At 62.8% G+C, this 14,211-nt stretch carries 8 protein-coding genes; 4 read left to right on the top strand and 4 right to left on the bottom strand.

Annotation, left to right across the window (positions count from 1 at the left end):
* Positions 1-86: 86 nt before the first annotated feature.
* A complete protein-coding gene (gene thiE, locus BAU06_RS22760; protein ID WP_066355964.1) occupies positions 87-752 on the bottom strand; it encodes a thiamine phosphate synthase in 666 nt (221 codons plus the stop codon).
* A complete protein-coding gene (gene thiD / locus BAU06_RS22755) occupies positions 749-1,558 on the bottom strand; it encodes a bifunctional hydroxymethylpyrimidine kinase/phosphomethylpyrimidine kinase (RefSeq protein ID WP_231933942.1) in 810 nt (269 codons plus the stop codon). Before thiD ends, thiE begins: the two co-directional genes overlap by 4 nt.
* A 147-nt stretch (positions 1,559-1,705) precedes the next feature.
* On the opposite strand from thiD, the gene BAU06_RS22750 reads away from it, so the two are divergent.
* From BAU06_RS22750 to BAU06_RS22735, 4 genes are all read left to right on the top strand, one after another.
* The gene (locus BAU06_RS22750) at positions 1,706-1,870 is read left to right on the top strand and encodes a rubredoxin (protein ID WP_066355957.1); all 165 of its coding nucleotides are present in this window, start codon (positions 1,706-1,708) and stop codon (positions 1,868-1,870) included.
* 86 nt (positions 1,871-1,956) lie between these two features.
* A complete protein-coding gene (locus BAU06_RS22745) occupies positions 1,957-2,550 on the top strand; it encodes a YqgE/AlgH family protein (RefSeq protein WP_066355956.1) in 594 nt (197 codons plus the stop codon).
* Positions 2,543-3,040 (top strand): Holliday junction resolvase RuvX, encoded by a 498-nt coding sequence (ruvX, locus tag BAU06_RS22740; protein ID WP_082993894.1) that lies wholly within the window; start codon positions 2,543-2,545, stop codon positions 3,038-3,040. The genes BAU06_RS22745 and ruvX overlap by 8 nt, the downstream gene beginning before the upstream one ends.
* A gap of 432 nt (positions 3,041-3,472) precedes the next feature.
* Entirely contained in the window at positions 3,473-4,258 is a 786-nt protein-coding gene (locus BAU06_RS22735; protein WP_066355954.1) for a lysophospholipid acyltransferase family protein, read from the top strand.
* Between the two features lie 111 nt (positions 4,259-4,369).
* On the opposite strand, the gene BAU06_RS22730 is transcribed toward BAU06_RS22735, so the two are convergent.
* Positions 4,370-8,788 carry an RHS repeat domain-containing protein gene (locus tag BAU06_RS22730; protein ID WP_066355948.1) on the bottom strand — a complete coding sequence of 1,473 codons (4,419 nt, stop codon included), beginning with the start codon at positions 8,786-8,788 and terminating at the stop codon, positions 4,370-4,372.
* A 379-nt stretch (positions 8,789-9,167) separates the two neighbouring features.
* Positions 9,168-14,210 (bottom strand): hypothetical protein, encoded by a 5,043-nt coding sequence (locus tag BAU06_RS22725; RefSeq protein ID WP_156770313.1) that lies wholly within the window; start codon positions 14,208-14,210, stop codon positions 9,168-9,170.
* Between the last annotated feature and the right edge of the window lies 1 nt (position 14,211).

The following is a 14,211-nucleotide window of genomic DNA, read 5'->3' as shown; positions in this document are numbered from 1 at the left end:
AGGACATCTGCATGGGTGCTGGGTTGATCGCCGGTCGCCGCGCGCGGCGGTGATCGCTCGCGCCGGGCGCCGGGCCGGTAAAGGAATCAGTCGGGGGCGTCCGCCCGCGGCGGCAGGAAGGGGCGCGTGCATTCCATGGCCGCCCGGCCGACATCGGCGGCTTCGAACAGGCCCGTGATCACGGCGACCGCATCGGCGCCGGCCTGCGCCACCAGCGCGGCATTGGCGGGCGTGATGCCGCCGATGGCCACCACCGCCGGCCGCGGCGCCGCCCGCGAGGCCGCCAGTTCGCGGGCGCGCGCGAACAGGTCCAGCGGGGCGCGCACCGCCGCCGGTTTGGTCGGGGAAGGAAAGACGGCGCCGAAGGCGATGTAGTCGGCGCCCGCGTCCAGCATGTCGCGCGCCCGCCCGATGTCGTCGTAGCACGACGCCCCGATGACCAGGTCCGGCGCCTGCGCGCGGACGCGGGCCAGGTCGCCGTCGTCGCGGCCCAGGTGCACGCCGTCCGCGCCGGCCTCCAGCGCCAGCTCCCAGTGGTCGTTGACCAGGAAAACCACGCCCAGCTCGCGGCAGATCCGCGCTAGCGCGAGGGCCTGCTCGCGGCGGGTCGCCGCCGGCACGTCCTTGCGGCGCAACTGCAGCGAGCGCATGCCGCCGGCGGCCGCCTGCCTGACCGCGCGCAAGAGGCGGTCGGTATCGTCCCATTCCGGCGTGACGCCGTACAGGCCGCGGGGAAAGCGCAGCGCCGTCATTGCAGGCGCATCCGGTTGACCACCCGCCTGCCCATGCCGGGCAGGAAACTTGCTGCGATGCCGGCATCGGCGTGCGCCAGGGCGCGCTCCACCGCCTGCGGCACCGGCATGCCGTGCGCCAGGTAGGCGGTCAGCGCCGTGGCCAGCATGCCGCCGGTGTCGCCGCTGCGTTCGGGAGGGGGCTGCCAGGGCGCGTTGGTCGTCGTGCCGTTGGGTCCGATCAGCACATTGGCATAGTGCCCGGGCCGCAGCGGACTGCCGAGTACCAGTACCCACTTGGCGCCGGCGCCCAGCATCGCATGGGCCGGCGACGAGGCTTCCCCGATGTCCATGGCGCCATCCGCCAGCCATTGAGCCAGCCGTGCATGCTCCACCACCACCACATCCGCCTGAGGCAAGACCAGTTCCAGCGTCGCGGCCAGCAGGTCGTCGGCGTCTTCCTGTTCCGCGGCGTCTTCCGGCATGGGGCCGCGCTGCCCCAGGTGCAGCACCAGCGGGACATGGCTGTAGTCCGCCGCCACCTGGGCCACGGCGCTGGCGGCTTCCGCGGTGAACAGGCCGCCGACCTTGATCGCCTGCACGGGCATGTCCTCGAGCACGCACCGGGCCTGGTCGTCCAGGAGCTCGGGCGCGACCGCCTGGACCTCTTCGACCGCGGCGGTGTCCTGCACCGTCAGCGCGGTGACGGCGGCCAGGCCGTGGCAGCCCAGGCTGGCGCAGGTCACCGCGTCCGCGGGAAGGCCATCCGACCCCGTGGGGTCGAAGGGGCCGAAAATCAGTACGATGGGGGGAGTCGGGGAAGTCACTTCGACAGCATGGCCGGCCCCGTTTTTTGCGTCAACCGGGCCAGAAACCTATTGGGTTTGGGTAAGATCGACCCCATTCTAAATGATCGCGTCCGCTTGGGCGGTTTTATCCCCCGCCGGGGCCGTAACTTTGATTTCAGGGAAACTATGCGAACTTGGATGTGTCTGATCTGTGGCTGGGTCTACGACGAAGAGGCCGGACTGCCGGAAGAAGGCATCCCGCCGGGCACGCGGTGGGAAGATGTGCCGCCGAATTGGGTCTGCCCGGAATGCGGCGCCCGCAAGGAAGATTTCGAGTTGATGGAGATCTGAACGACGACCATCCAGTTTCCGTTTACCGGGTGCCCGCGGGGCCCCGGTTCCGCGTAATAGGGCGCGAATTGTCCTGGGGGGACATCATGAGCGACGACAACAACAAGCCGGGCGGCGACGACACGCCGGCGGTCGATTTTTCCAATCAATTCCTGGTCGCGATGCCCAATATGGTGGAAGGCAGCCTTGCGGGGGCCGTCATCTATATTTGCGAGCACACCGCCAAGGGCGCGCTGGGCCTGGTCATCAACCGTCCCACCGACCTGACGCTGGGCACCCTGTTCGAGCGCATCGATCTCAATCTGGAGATCGCGCCGGTCAAGGAAACGCCCGTCTTTTTTGGCGGACCGGTACAGACGGACCGCGGTTTCGTGCTGCATGCCCCGCCGGGGGACTATACGTCCAGCATCAAGCTGGGCGGCCTGGCCCTGACGACCTCGCGCGATGTGCTGCAGGCGGTGGCCGACGGCAATGGTCCCGCCCGCATGCTGGTCACGCTGGGCTATGCCGGCTGGGGCGCCGGCCAGCTGGAAAGCGAAATGGCGCGCAATGCCTGGCTCAGCGTATCGGCCGACCCGGACATCATCTTCGACGTGCCGCCGGAGGACCGCTATCCGGCCGCGCTCAAACTGTTGGGCATAGACCCCATCATGCTGGCCGGGGATGCCGGCCATGCCTGAGCAGGCGCCAACCGCGCCGGGTTCGCCCATTGCGGACCCGGCGTCCCCAGGCGCGGTGCTGGCGGGCGTGCCTGGTGGGCCGCGCCGCGCCGGGGCGGAGGAAACCCTGCTGGCATTCGACTTCGGCACCAAGAAAATCGGCATCGCCATCGGCAATACCCTGACGCGCCAGGCGACGCCGATGGAAATCATCCACAGCGAGGTCCGCGATGTGCGTTTCGGCCGCATCGCGGCCTTGCTGCGGGAATGGCAACCCCAGCGCCTGATCGTCGGCCTGGCCCTGGCCGCCGATGGCGGCGAACAGGAAGCCACCGCCCGCTGCCGCCGCTTCGCCAATCAATTGCACGGGCGTTTCGGGCTGCCGGTGGAGCTGGTGGATGAACGCGGCTCCAGCATGCAGGCCCAGGCGCTGCTGGGCACCAATGCCCCCGACGACGCGGCGGCGGCGGCCGTCATCCTGCAGCGGTATCTCGACAGCTTGCCGGCCTGAGATGCCGGGTTCCTGGCTTCCGGCTCCGCGGCCTCTCGGCTCCGCGGGTGTTCGGTCCCGCGCCCCGGCGGCCCTGGCGCGCGGTCCCCAGCGTGATGCCGGCCCGGTGATGCGGGCGCCACGGCGGACCGGATCTGAAACATGGCGGCGTGGTATGGTGGCGTCCGCACGGCGGCACCGCCCACGCCAATTTTTTATTTCGATATGACAGACCGCGGATCCTCAGCCACCCATCCGGAAGCGACTTCCACGGAATCCATGGATTCCGGTCCAGCCGCGGATATGCGCCGCGATAGCGGCCCGGACCGTGGTCAGGCCGCCGAGCCAGGCACATTGCATGGCGCTGGATCGTCCTCGGGAGCGCGACGTGATTCCACCCCGCTGCCTGTCCGCCTTGTCCGCTTCCTGCCTCGGGCGCTGATCGTCACGCTGATGGTCCTGGCGGGACTGTTGCTGGTCGGCCTGGTGTACCCCATCGTCGGCCCGCGTGGCCGCGACTTCCTGAATCGCACGTGGTCGCGCTGGCTGTTGCGCGTCTGCGGGGTGCGGCTCGTCGTGCGCGGACGGCCGGTGTTGCAAGGTCCGGTGCTTATCGTGGCCAACCATGTGTCCTGGCTGGATATCTTCGTCATCAACGCGGTTCGACCCACGGCATTCGTCGCCAAGGACGATATCCGGCGCTGGCCCGTGGTGGGCTGGCTGGTGGCGGGGGCGGGTACCTTGTTTCTCCGGCGCGGGCACCGCCAGGCGATCCATACGGTGGGCGAGGCCATGCGGGCCAGGTTCGCCAATGAAGAGGCCGTGGGACTGTTTCCCGAAGGCACGACCACGGAGGGATTTTCCCTGCTGCCTTTCCATGGCAGCCTGTTCGAACCGGCCAGGCTGGCCAATGTGTCCATCCAACCCATCGCATTGCGTTTCCTGCGCCACGGCAGGCGCGATGCCTACGCCTGCTTCGTCGGCGAGGAAACCCTGGTAGGCAATCTCTGGCGGGTACTCGGCGCCACGGGGTTGGCGGTGGAAGCCATCTACCTGGATCCGCTGGGTGTGCAGCAAGACGGGGGGGCAGGACCAGGCCGGGCGGCATCGGCCCGCGCCTTTCCTCACGACGCTGAACCTGGCCGGGCCGAACCTGGCCGGGGCGCTCCCAGCCGGACCGAGCTGGCAGGGCTCGCGCGTGCCGCCATTGCGCGCGCCATGGAAGACGGCCAGCGCTGACTGACCGGCCGGCCATGATGCAGCGAAGCGCCGCGGCCGCCTGCGAAGACGGCCGCGTTTCGCCACCGCGATCCCCGCGCTACGGCCGCGTATCGCTATCCGGCCTACCCGCTACTTGAGCGACTCTTCCCCGTAGGGCGAATAAGCCCGTTGCTCCACGTCCGACGGCTGCCCATTGCTGGAATTCAATACCGATCCCAATTGATCGGCCCCCAGCATCCATGCGCCGGCCTGGTCTCCCGCGCTGTTGTATTGCGCCGCGGGCGCGCCCGACAGCGAACGGTACAGGCGTATGTTGTTGCCGCTGCCCTGTATCAGGTTCACCAGCTCGTTGGAACGGTAGTAGAAGTAGTTGACGGCGTTGTCGGTATCGGACGACGTGGTGACGCCCTGGCGGTTGAAGGCATCGTAGGTGTAAGTGCCGTTCAGTCCGGTCAGTTCGCTGGCGGCGGTACTGACGCGTCCCATCGCGTCATAGCTCAGCGTGGTGCCCTGTCCGTCGTTCGTGATCCGCCCGGCGGCGTCGTATTGCACGGTGAAGCTGGCTGTATAGCCCATCTCCGGCTTGCTGTTCGTGCCGGTGAGCAGACGGCAGGGATCGGTGCTGTAGTCGAAACTGAACGTGGTCGTGTTCACCCCCGTGCTCGACGCGTTGCTCAGCTGCGATACGACAGTAGTGACGTTATTCAGCGCATCGAAGGTGAACACCTGCGTTCGCATCGTGTTGCCATATCGGTCGCAAGGGGCCGGAAGGTCGGTGCCCGTAACGCCGCAGCTCCATTGCTTGAGGCGATTGCGCGCATCGTAGGTATAGACCTCGCTGCGCGTGGACGAATTCAACTCGGTGACGCGCTGTCCCAGCAGGTCATTCTTCTGCCAGTACGAGGGATCTTGCGTGATCGTCCACAGATTATTCACGTCCTGTATCGTGCGCTGGGTCTCCCGGCCGAAGTCGTCCAGGGTCAGCGTCGTCGTCAGGACATAGTCGTTATTGGTCTCGTCCTTGGACTGCCATCCCGTCAGCCGCCCGGCATCGTCGTACTGAGGCGTTACCGTCACATCGTCATCCGCGACGGACGAAATCCTGCCCTGTGCATCGCGCTGGACCACGGTCGTCGCCCCGTCGACATGGACATACTTGCTCATCGCGCCGCCGATGGTGTACCAGTACGACGTGGTCCGTTCGAACGCGTCGGCCTGCTGCGCTTGTGGGGCGTCCGGCTGCGGATAGTCTATGGTTTCGCCCTGCAGGCGGCCGGACGGGAATGGCTGGAAGCTGAGCAGGCTGGTCTGCGTACTGGCTTGTTGCTGCAGGTCCTGCTGGGCGCTCGTCATGATGCCGGTTACCGGCTCGTACTCGAACTGCTGGGTGTACTGCGCCACCGTCAGTTTGAGCAAGGCGGCATCGTGCTCGTAGTCGTATTCGTACTGGTAGGTCTGGTTATCGGGCGAGACCGCGGAATCCGGCTGCGGATAGCCGTCGAAGGCCGTGCTGTCGTACGGGTAGTGGTATGTCCACGTGCACCCGCCCACCGTCTTGCTGGTGATGCGCCCCAGGCTGTTGAAGTTGCGCGTGCCTACCGTGCAGGTTCCCTGCTGCGCCGTGCCCTGGCCCGTGAGCCAGCCGTTGACGGTGATGCTGCTTACCCATGAGGCGGGCGATTTGCGGCTATAGCCGCGGGTAACCACGGTGGCCGGCGTTTTGATCTGGTTCGAGGTGGTATAGGTGGCGTCGGGCAGGGTCGTGACGGTCGTGCGGCCCCATGCGTCCTGCGCATAGGTGGTCTTGCGGTTCATCTCGTCGGTGTCCGACATTACCCAATACAGACCGTTGTAGGTGCGCGTGCGCTGGCTGTACGGCGTGGCCGCATCCGGCGTGGCCGCGCTTTGGCGGCGCTCCATCTTTATGGGCTTGCGGTTGGCGTTGTAGTCGTAGGTGGTGACGTACCATGCGGTTCGCAGCGTAACGGTCTGGCCATCCGTCATGCCGCAGCGGGTATGGCTGATGGTCTTGCCCACGGGGTCGTATACCGTCAGGTCCGCCGTGTCGTCGGTGTAGGAAACCTGCTTTGCCTGGCCCCAGTTGTCATACAGGGTGGTGGCCACCAGGGTGTAGGGATCGCCCTGCTGGTTGCCTTCGTCGTCCACTTCGTAATCCAGCACCGTATGCGTCGACAGGCGCCCCATATTGTCGTAGCTGCGCGTTTCGGTCTTCCACCAGGTGGAGACGCCGTTCGGCACGTCCGGGGCGTTGATGTCGTGCCGGATCCGCCGATGAAGCCCATCCATCGTGTAGCACGCCGAGTTATTGTTGGGGTCCGTCTGGGATACCTGGAAGGGGTAGGTGGCGCTATCGCCTAGCAGCGACCCGGCGATCGCATACTGGTAGGTGAAGGTGTTGGTGGCGCCATCGGTGCTTAGCGCGTTCAGGCTGCGCGAGGTAACCCGTCCCAGGAAGTCGTATTGATACTGGGTGGCGTTGCCCACCGTGTCCGTCTCCTGCAGCTTGCGCCCGCTGTAGTTGGACGTGGTCACGGTGCCTTGTACCTGCAGATAGCCGGCCGGATGCCCGTTGGCCTGTTCCGCCTTCACATCGGGGTCGTCGGCCTTCAAGGTGTGGGTCGTCGTCAGGACGGCATAGCTGTCCGTATCCGACGGCGCCGGGTAGCTGAAGGTGCCGGCGGTATAGGTAAAGGACTGGGTGCTCTTGTAGCTGGCGCTGGAAGTGCCGGTTTTGCCATCGGGATAATGTGTCGCCACCTGCTGCGTGACACGTCCGGCGTTCAGCTGGCCGCCGGTGTCATAGGCGTGGGTGACCTCGGCGATCAAGGTGCTGCCGCTGGTGTGCGAGGAATAGTTTTGCAGCACCAGGCCGTTGACATACGACGTGGTCGACGAGATCGCCGCGGGGGTCACCGACGCATAAGTAAAGTTCGTCTGCTGCGCCGGTGCGCCGGACTCGATATAGTCGCCCGTGACGCCGCTGGGATCGATCTTCATCCATTGCGCGTAGCGGGTGAAGCCGTTGGGGTCCGCGGGGCAGAGGAGCTTGCTCGTGTCCTGGGTATCGTAGGTGTCGGTGCTGCCATCGTAGTAGGACCACTGCGTGAACAAGCCATCCGGCGCGGTCATCCGCAAGGGGTTGCCCCAATTGTCCCAGCCGGGATTGCTGTCGTCGCCGTAGGACGTGGTTTCGGCGATGTGGGGGTCGGAGTCGGGATCGCTGCCATTTACCCAGGTCGTGGTTTTGGTCTTGGGGCACTGGAAGAAGGCGTACTGCAGGTCCTGGTAAGCGGCGCTCTCGTCCGCGTAATACGCGGTCTGCATGACGATGGTCTTTTGATCGGTGCCGGACCCCTGCGTGACCTTCTCGACGGTTTGCAGATGGAATTTGTTGTAGACGCGCGTGGTGACGCGATCGACGCAGGTTTCGACGGAGCCGTAATCGTAGGCGCTGGAATAGTCGTACAGGTTGTCGCGGTTGGTGCTCCAGCTGGCCATATCCGTCGCGCCGGCGACAAAGTTATGGCCGTCCATGTCCGTCCCGGACTGCTGCGAGCTGTAGGTGTAGGTCGTCGTGATGGCGGGCTGCCCGGCGCCTGGCGTCTGGGTATGGCTGCGCACCGCCGGCAGGTCGGGAAGCCCGGCGGACGGCGGGAAGGAATGGGTGGTCATATACGTGACCGACTCGCTGCCGCCGCCCGGCAGGTCCAGGCCCGTCACCCATCCGGCCCACTTGGGATCGGAGGAGTACGAGGCGTAGTTCAATGTCCAGCTCAGCAGCGGATCGGCGGTATCGCTTTTCCGGATCTTGACTTGCGTGAGCTTGCTGGCTGCCTGATAAATAAGTTCCGCCTGATAGCTTTCCGGCGTGTCGGGATAGAAGGTGAATACCGTCATGTCCTGGGACGCTTTCATCAGCGTTGCGCCAGTGTCGTCCAGCACGGCGGCCAGCCAGCATGTGGAGCCCTGGTATTGCCATTGGAACGCCAGGGCTTGTCCGGACGGGGTAATGCTCAGCAGGGGGAGTTTGGTGGGATTCCCCATATTGCCGCCCTGCAGGATTTCCACCATGCCGGATTTCTGGATGACCTTGTAGCAGGAGGTGATGGCGGCGCCACCTTTCCAGGGAATATTGCAACTGTCATAGCGCTTGAACGTCACGCTCTGCAGCTTGGATTGGACCAGCGGGATAATCACACCCCCGTCGCCGTCCGGCGTACCCGCGGACTCATCCACCGGGTAGCTTTCGCCGGTGGACATGATCAGCATCTGGTTCTGGGTGTCGTACATGGACATGCAAAGCGTAATGCCATCGCCCAGGTTCAGGTCGGTACCCTGGTTGCCCTGGATAATGGTCATCGGGCTGTATTGCAGCGTGACGGGCCAGGCGGGACCGATGCCCTGGTTGCCGATGATTTTGCCGAGCGTGATGTTCGTGCCATAAAGGCCGGTGCGCGGGTCGACCTGCCCCGACACCGCGCTGCTGAAATTGCCGGCCTGGCTGACAAAACTAGGGGCGTTGCTCATTGTGCGTCTCCAGTGCGATAGCCGAGTAGGCGTGAGGTTGGCCGCACTGTTGACCAGTGCGAAACGGGCCGCAGCCGCCCAGGGCCTTGGCGGTGATCGGTGATCGGGGCACGTGAGGCCGCGACGTCCCATGCGCGCGCGAAGTGTTGTGCCGGACACGGTTCACTGCTGTCGAGAATATCGAACTGAGCGTGGACGACTTTTCAACGAGAGCTCAAACCTTTTGCTTTCAGGTTGTCGTTCGAGTCACGGTCATGGCTCAACCACACGCCTCGTCCGGCCGCGATGCAGCGAACCGATGGGCCTGCCTCAGGTCCGCTACGCATATCGCCGCTCGGCACGTTGGGCAGGCCGGGCCGCCAGCTGCATTGCCCCACTATCAATAGTCAGTTTCGTCCTGAGTGAATCGCCATAGCCAGCGGTTGTCGAAACTCCCGCCTGTTGGATTCCCATACATGGCTGCGCCGTCTTTCTCAGGTGTCCAACACCATACGTATTGGCTTCCGGACCAGAACCCATCGTGCATAATGAAACCGTTTTGTGTCCACACCGGGCGCATCACGCAACCGATCGCGAATTCGGGACGGGCGAACACGTTGGGCATCTGTTGATTGTCCACCGTCAATCGTACTCCCCAATAAAATCCACCGTATCCCGCGTTATATAACGCCATGGAGTTTGACGGAGGCGTCGGTACCAGGTATATGAAGCTCCACTTGAACCGGTCGCTTCTTTCTCCGGCATGCGTCAACTTTTCTGCTCGCAGTGGCGATTGCAGGAATGTTTTCGAATCCAGGTATGCCCATTGTGTACTTTTGAGCGAGAACAAGTACGCGTACGATTGCGTCAGCGTCGGAGGACTGGATGCGTTGGTCGTGATGACGTCGTCGAAGCCGGAGATTTGCGTATTTCCAAGTTTTATTGGAATGATGCTGGCGTTGCGAGGATAGCTGTCGCGCGAAGGATCGTACTGTTTTGGATAGTAGGTCGACGGAAGGTTGAAATTGACATAGAACTCTCCTGGGTTGCCGTATTGGTCGTGGAACGTTACTTTTCCCAGCCAAGGGCTATCGCCGTTCTTGTACGTTACGCATGAGAAAGGGGAAATCAAGTTCACGTACGACAGAAATATCAGGGTGATGGAACCTGCGCTTTCTCCGCTTTCGAGCGTGATCGGATAGCCGGGCCATAGATTCTTTTGCAGCTTTGGCGTGCCGCTCCAGCAGATATACTCTTCAGTCGTGTAATAATTCCTGGTATATCCTAGGAATTGGACGCTGCTTGGCTTGCCATCCGCGCTACTCATCTCCACGGAAACACCGTCGACCGCGAAGTCGGCGATCTTCTTATCGCCCGCCTGGTCGTTCACGGACGACCCGTCGCGGTTCCGAATGACAACGCGATAATTGTCTTGACGCCAATAGAAGTCGGGAGACCAAGCATTCGTGTCGGTATGGGTCTGCCAGTAGTTGTCGTCGTCGCTGCCGAATGCCAATCCCCGCTGTACGTGTGTACCGTCGTACCCCAATCCGCCGTTGTAGACGTTGGCGTTGTACTTGGTGTAGGCGTATACGGTCACAGGAAGCGGAGCCGTACCATCCACATTCTTCCACCCGTAGGTCGCCATAACGCCACTGGGCATACTGACCATCATGCCGATTTGCGTCGATCCGGACGTCGTTGACGTGTAATACCGACGTGCGCACCAGTCAATTGGAACGTTAGCGTTGACGGTGGGGAGGGAAGACACCGGTTCCATTTGCTGCGAGCCGGCGATTGCCGCGGTATAAGCCGTGGGCCCTAGCAGCGAATGTGTCGCGTCGACTGGCTCGCCATTGGCTTCCATTAGCGAAATTGTGAAGCCTGTATGCGGTTCGCTGGAGTCGGATGATGCCGACAAGTCGTTTCTCGACACAAAGCCGAGAGTTTCCATATATTGTTTGAAGTACTTGCCGGGCTGTTGTGTGTAATCGGGAGAGATTATGCCGTCGCTACCGGAGGGATTGAAATAAAGGACAATTCCCGTGCAGTGGTTGCCATTGCCGAAGATATAGGCCGATTTGACCTTGGTGTCATAAGCCAGGTACTGGTCTTCCGTGGCATTGAATGCATGGGCCCAATTATCGTTGTCTGGCTGTCCCAAGGCTGGCGGCGGATGGTTCATGACATTGGCTACGCCGCTCGGGTTGGTGCAGATGTAGTAGGCACCCTCGATATATCCGGTCCCAACGAAGTCGGACCCCAGTAGCTGGTAGATATCGTGCTGCTTGGCGTTGGCGTCGTGGCGGAAGTACTTCGGATCATCGAAGGACCCCCCACGGGGGACGACGAACTTGAAGTTCAGGGTCGTCGGGTCGGAGGGCAGGATATCGTTGTCGTCGTAGTCGATGTCGGCTTTTAACCCCACGGTCTCTCCCTTGACATCCACGAACTGTGCCGTGGCGGTGTCGTTGACCAGCGGCGCGACCAGGACTTTGTGCGCTGTATCGCCATAGGTTTGCTTGTCCTGCAGCACGAAGGTGGCGGATTTGTTCGCGGGCAGGGTAAAGGTCACGTTCCAGGGGTAATTGATGGTGGCTTTTTTCAGCGTGGCGGTGGCCGTGTGTTTGCTGGTGCCGTCGGCCGCCACGCTGGGCAGGCCATCGCCTTCCAGGCTCAGGTAGAGCTTGGGCAACTCCGAGAAGGTGAAATTCACGGCCGACGCGGGTAACTTCACGACGTCATTGGCGACGGTGGCATTCAGCGCCACGGTTTCGCCTTTGGGCTTGTCGTCGACAAATCGGGCCGTGGCCTGGTTGTTCGAGAGCCTGGCATACAGGATGGTGCGGTCGGTTCCGTCGGTCCCACCGTAGGTCTGGCCATCCTGGGCGACGAATCGGGCGGATTGGACTTCCGGCAGGCTGAAGGTCACAATCCATTCGTAGTTCTTGCCCGCCGTTCCGTTTACCAGTGTCGCGGTCGCAGAGCAGTAATCGACCCCGTCGGCCTGTGGGTGGACGTTTGGATTGTTGTCGCGCAGGTCCAGCGCCAAGGCGCCGGGCAGTGCTTCGAATTTGAAGGAAACCTTCGCGGGTACCGAGTTGAGCGTGCCCCCACTCACCTCATCATTCTTGATCGTCGCGCCCAGCTTCACGGTCTCGCCGTTCTTGTTCGTGTCGACGAACTTGACCTTGGCGACGTTGTTTTCCAACGGAGCGATGAGCATCCTGGGATTCGTGCCGCCATCCCCAATCCGTTGCCCCGTCTGCGGGACAAACGTGGCCGAGGCATCCGTCGGCAGCGTGAAGGTGACATCCCAAGGCTCTTGCTGGGATTGCTGCAGCGTGGCCGTCGCGCTATACGTGCTATAGCCGTCGGCTTCCACGGAGGCGCCCCCATCGCTCTCCAGCTTCAGGACGTCATTGAAGTCGAATGTCAGGATATTGGAGAAGAGACCCAGATCCTCGTTGGAGGCTTCCAGCGATACCGCTTCCCCCGTGAGGCTGTCGTCCACGAACTTTACCGAGGCCTTTTTGTCGGTCAGTGGCGAAATGAGCGTCCTACCGTTATCCAACACACGCTGGCCTGCCGTCTCGTCGACGAACCAGGCGCTGATGTCCTTTTTGGAGCCGCGGGCCGGGCTCAACTTGAAGGTCACCAGGAAATCCGCCGGCACATCGCCGCCCTCGAACGTGACCGTGGCGGTGTGTTGTGCCACGCCGTTCGCCAGGGTGGCTGTGCCTTCATCCGGGCTGGTCAAGTTCAGCTTGCTATTGGTGAGATAGTCGAGTTCGGGCGGGTGCGATGGCAGATAGATGTCGTTGTTCTCGATATAGGCCTGCACCGCGACTACCTCGCCGCTGGCCTTGCTGTCCTGGAAGTGCGCGTACGCCGTGCCCTCGCTCAATTGAGCTGTCAGTACCTTGCCGTTCGCGCTGATCGTCTGGTTGTCGTCGGGCAGGAATGTGGCGGACGAATCGGCCGGAAGCGTGAATGTCGCTTTCCACAGATTCTGGACCAGCCCACCCAGCCCTTTCGCTGCCGCGATGGCCTCATAGATGTACATATCCTTATCTTTATTGGTTCCGATCAGCGCGTAGCCGCGTTCCAGATCCAATGACGCGCCGATGTTGCGCGAGAACGTGAACTCCACGGACGTCGGCGTGGACTCCAGGTAGTAGGAGCTGTTGCCCGGATCCATCTCCACGGTGGCCCGGACGGCAACGACTTCGCCATTGGTGGCGGTGTCCACGAACTGCACGCTGGCCTTGCCTGTCACGGGATCGGCCGGCGCCCTGACTTCCTTGCGATCGGCGCTCAGCGTTTGTCCGGCCAACTGGATAAAGCGTGCGGTCCTGTTGTCATCGGGCAGGCTGAAGATGATGGGATAAGGGAAGTTGGCGACCGCGCTGCCGTCCTTGCTGATGATGGCCGTGGCGGTATGCGGGGTAAGCCCGTCGGCCTGCGGCGCCAGATTGTCGTTGCCCTGCAATTGCAGCGTGTACGGGGATTGCGGCGGCTGTACCGGAACTTTCGACAGATACTTCAGTGTGAACAGTTCTCCGGCATCGCCCTGCATCAGGGCGGGGACTTGTATGCCCCCGATCGTCGCCAAGGCGCACATGTACCCGGTCTCGGGGTCCCAGAGCCGGAAGGCGCCGGTGTCGGGGTTGTAGTCCCGAATGAGCAGATCGGTGCCGGTATTTTCGTTAGGCTCCATCACGAAGATGTATTGACCATTGCCCACTGGCCGTTTTTTCAGCCCCAATCGGTTCGCACTGAATCGGACCTGGTTGTTCGTGACGACGCGCATGTCGAAACGGGTTCGGATGTCCGTCCCGTTCGTCGTGAGCATCACGGTGTAGGGCGAATACGACGAGGCGCCATCGATCCAGTATCGCCCGTTCGCACTGATGATCTGTACTTGGCCTTGATCCAGGGGGGCGACGCGTTCGGCCGCGCTGAAGGAGAAGTACCCGCCCGGCGGATCGGGCATGAAGCTTCCGCCCGCGGAATCCATGACGAATACCTTGAGATAAGCACCATCGCCGTCCGGATTCGTGCAGACGAACTTGACGGTCGTCACGCTCTGCAAGGGCATGGTCAGGGTCTGCCTGTCCGGGCTCAGGGTCTGGTTGTCCGCCGTCCGCAGGAAAATTACGGAGTCGTTGGCCCCCGTAAGCACGAACTTGGATTCAACCCACGGAGCCTCTACCGGTATAAGCAGCGTCAGCGTGACCGTGTGAGGCGTTATTCCGTCTGCCTGCGGCAGCCTGACTGTATCGGTGGTAAGAGTGGCCCAAGCGCTCATCGTGGTTTCCTTTGAAGTGCACGATGCGCGGTATGCCGGTATCCGAATCACGCATCCGTGTCTGGCCAGCATATCGATACGCGACCAAGCAACCTTTTCGGACGCGTCAAAACGTTTTGTTTTCCGGTTCATT

The organism is Bordetella bronchialis (assembly GCF_001676705.1).
Lineage (GTDB): Bacteria > Pseudomonadota > Gammaproteobacteria > Burkholderiales > Burkholderiaceae_B > Bordetella_C > Bordetella_C bronchialis.
This window is presented reverse-complemented; position numbering and strand designations above follow the sequence as displayed.

Coding starts and splice junctions, on each gene's coding strand:
- BAU06_RS22750 (WP_066355957.1), top strand. CDS start 1,706: ATGCGAACTTGGATGTGTCTGATCTGTGGCTGGGTCTACGACGAAGAG.
- BAU06_RS22745 (WP_066355956.1), top strand. CDS start 1,957: ATGAGCGACGACAACAACAAGCCGGGCGGCGACGACACGCCGGCGGTC.
- ruvX (WP_082993894.1), top strand. CDS start 2,543: ATGCCTGAGCAGGCGCCAACCGCGCCGGGTTCGCCCATTGCGGACCCG.
- thiE (WP_066355964.1), bottom strand. CDS start 752: ATGACGGCGCTGCGCTTTCCCCGCGGCCTGTACGGCGTCACGCCGGAA.
- BAU06_RS22730 (WP_066355948.1), bottom strand. CDS start 8,788: ATGAGCAACGCCCCTAGTTTTGTCAGCCAGGCCGGCAATTTCAGCAGC.
- BAU06_RS22725 (WP_156770313.1), bottom strand. CDS start 14,210: ATGAACCGGAAAACAAAACGTTTTGACGCGTCCGAAAAGGTTGCTTGG.
- BAU06_RS22735 (WP_066355954.1), top strand. CDS start 3,473: ATGGTCCTGGCGGGACTGTTGCTGGTCGGCCTGGTGTACCCCATCGTC.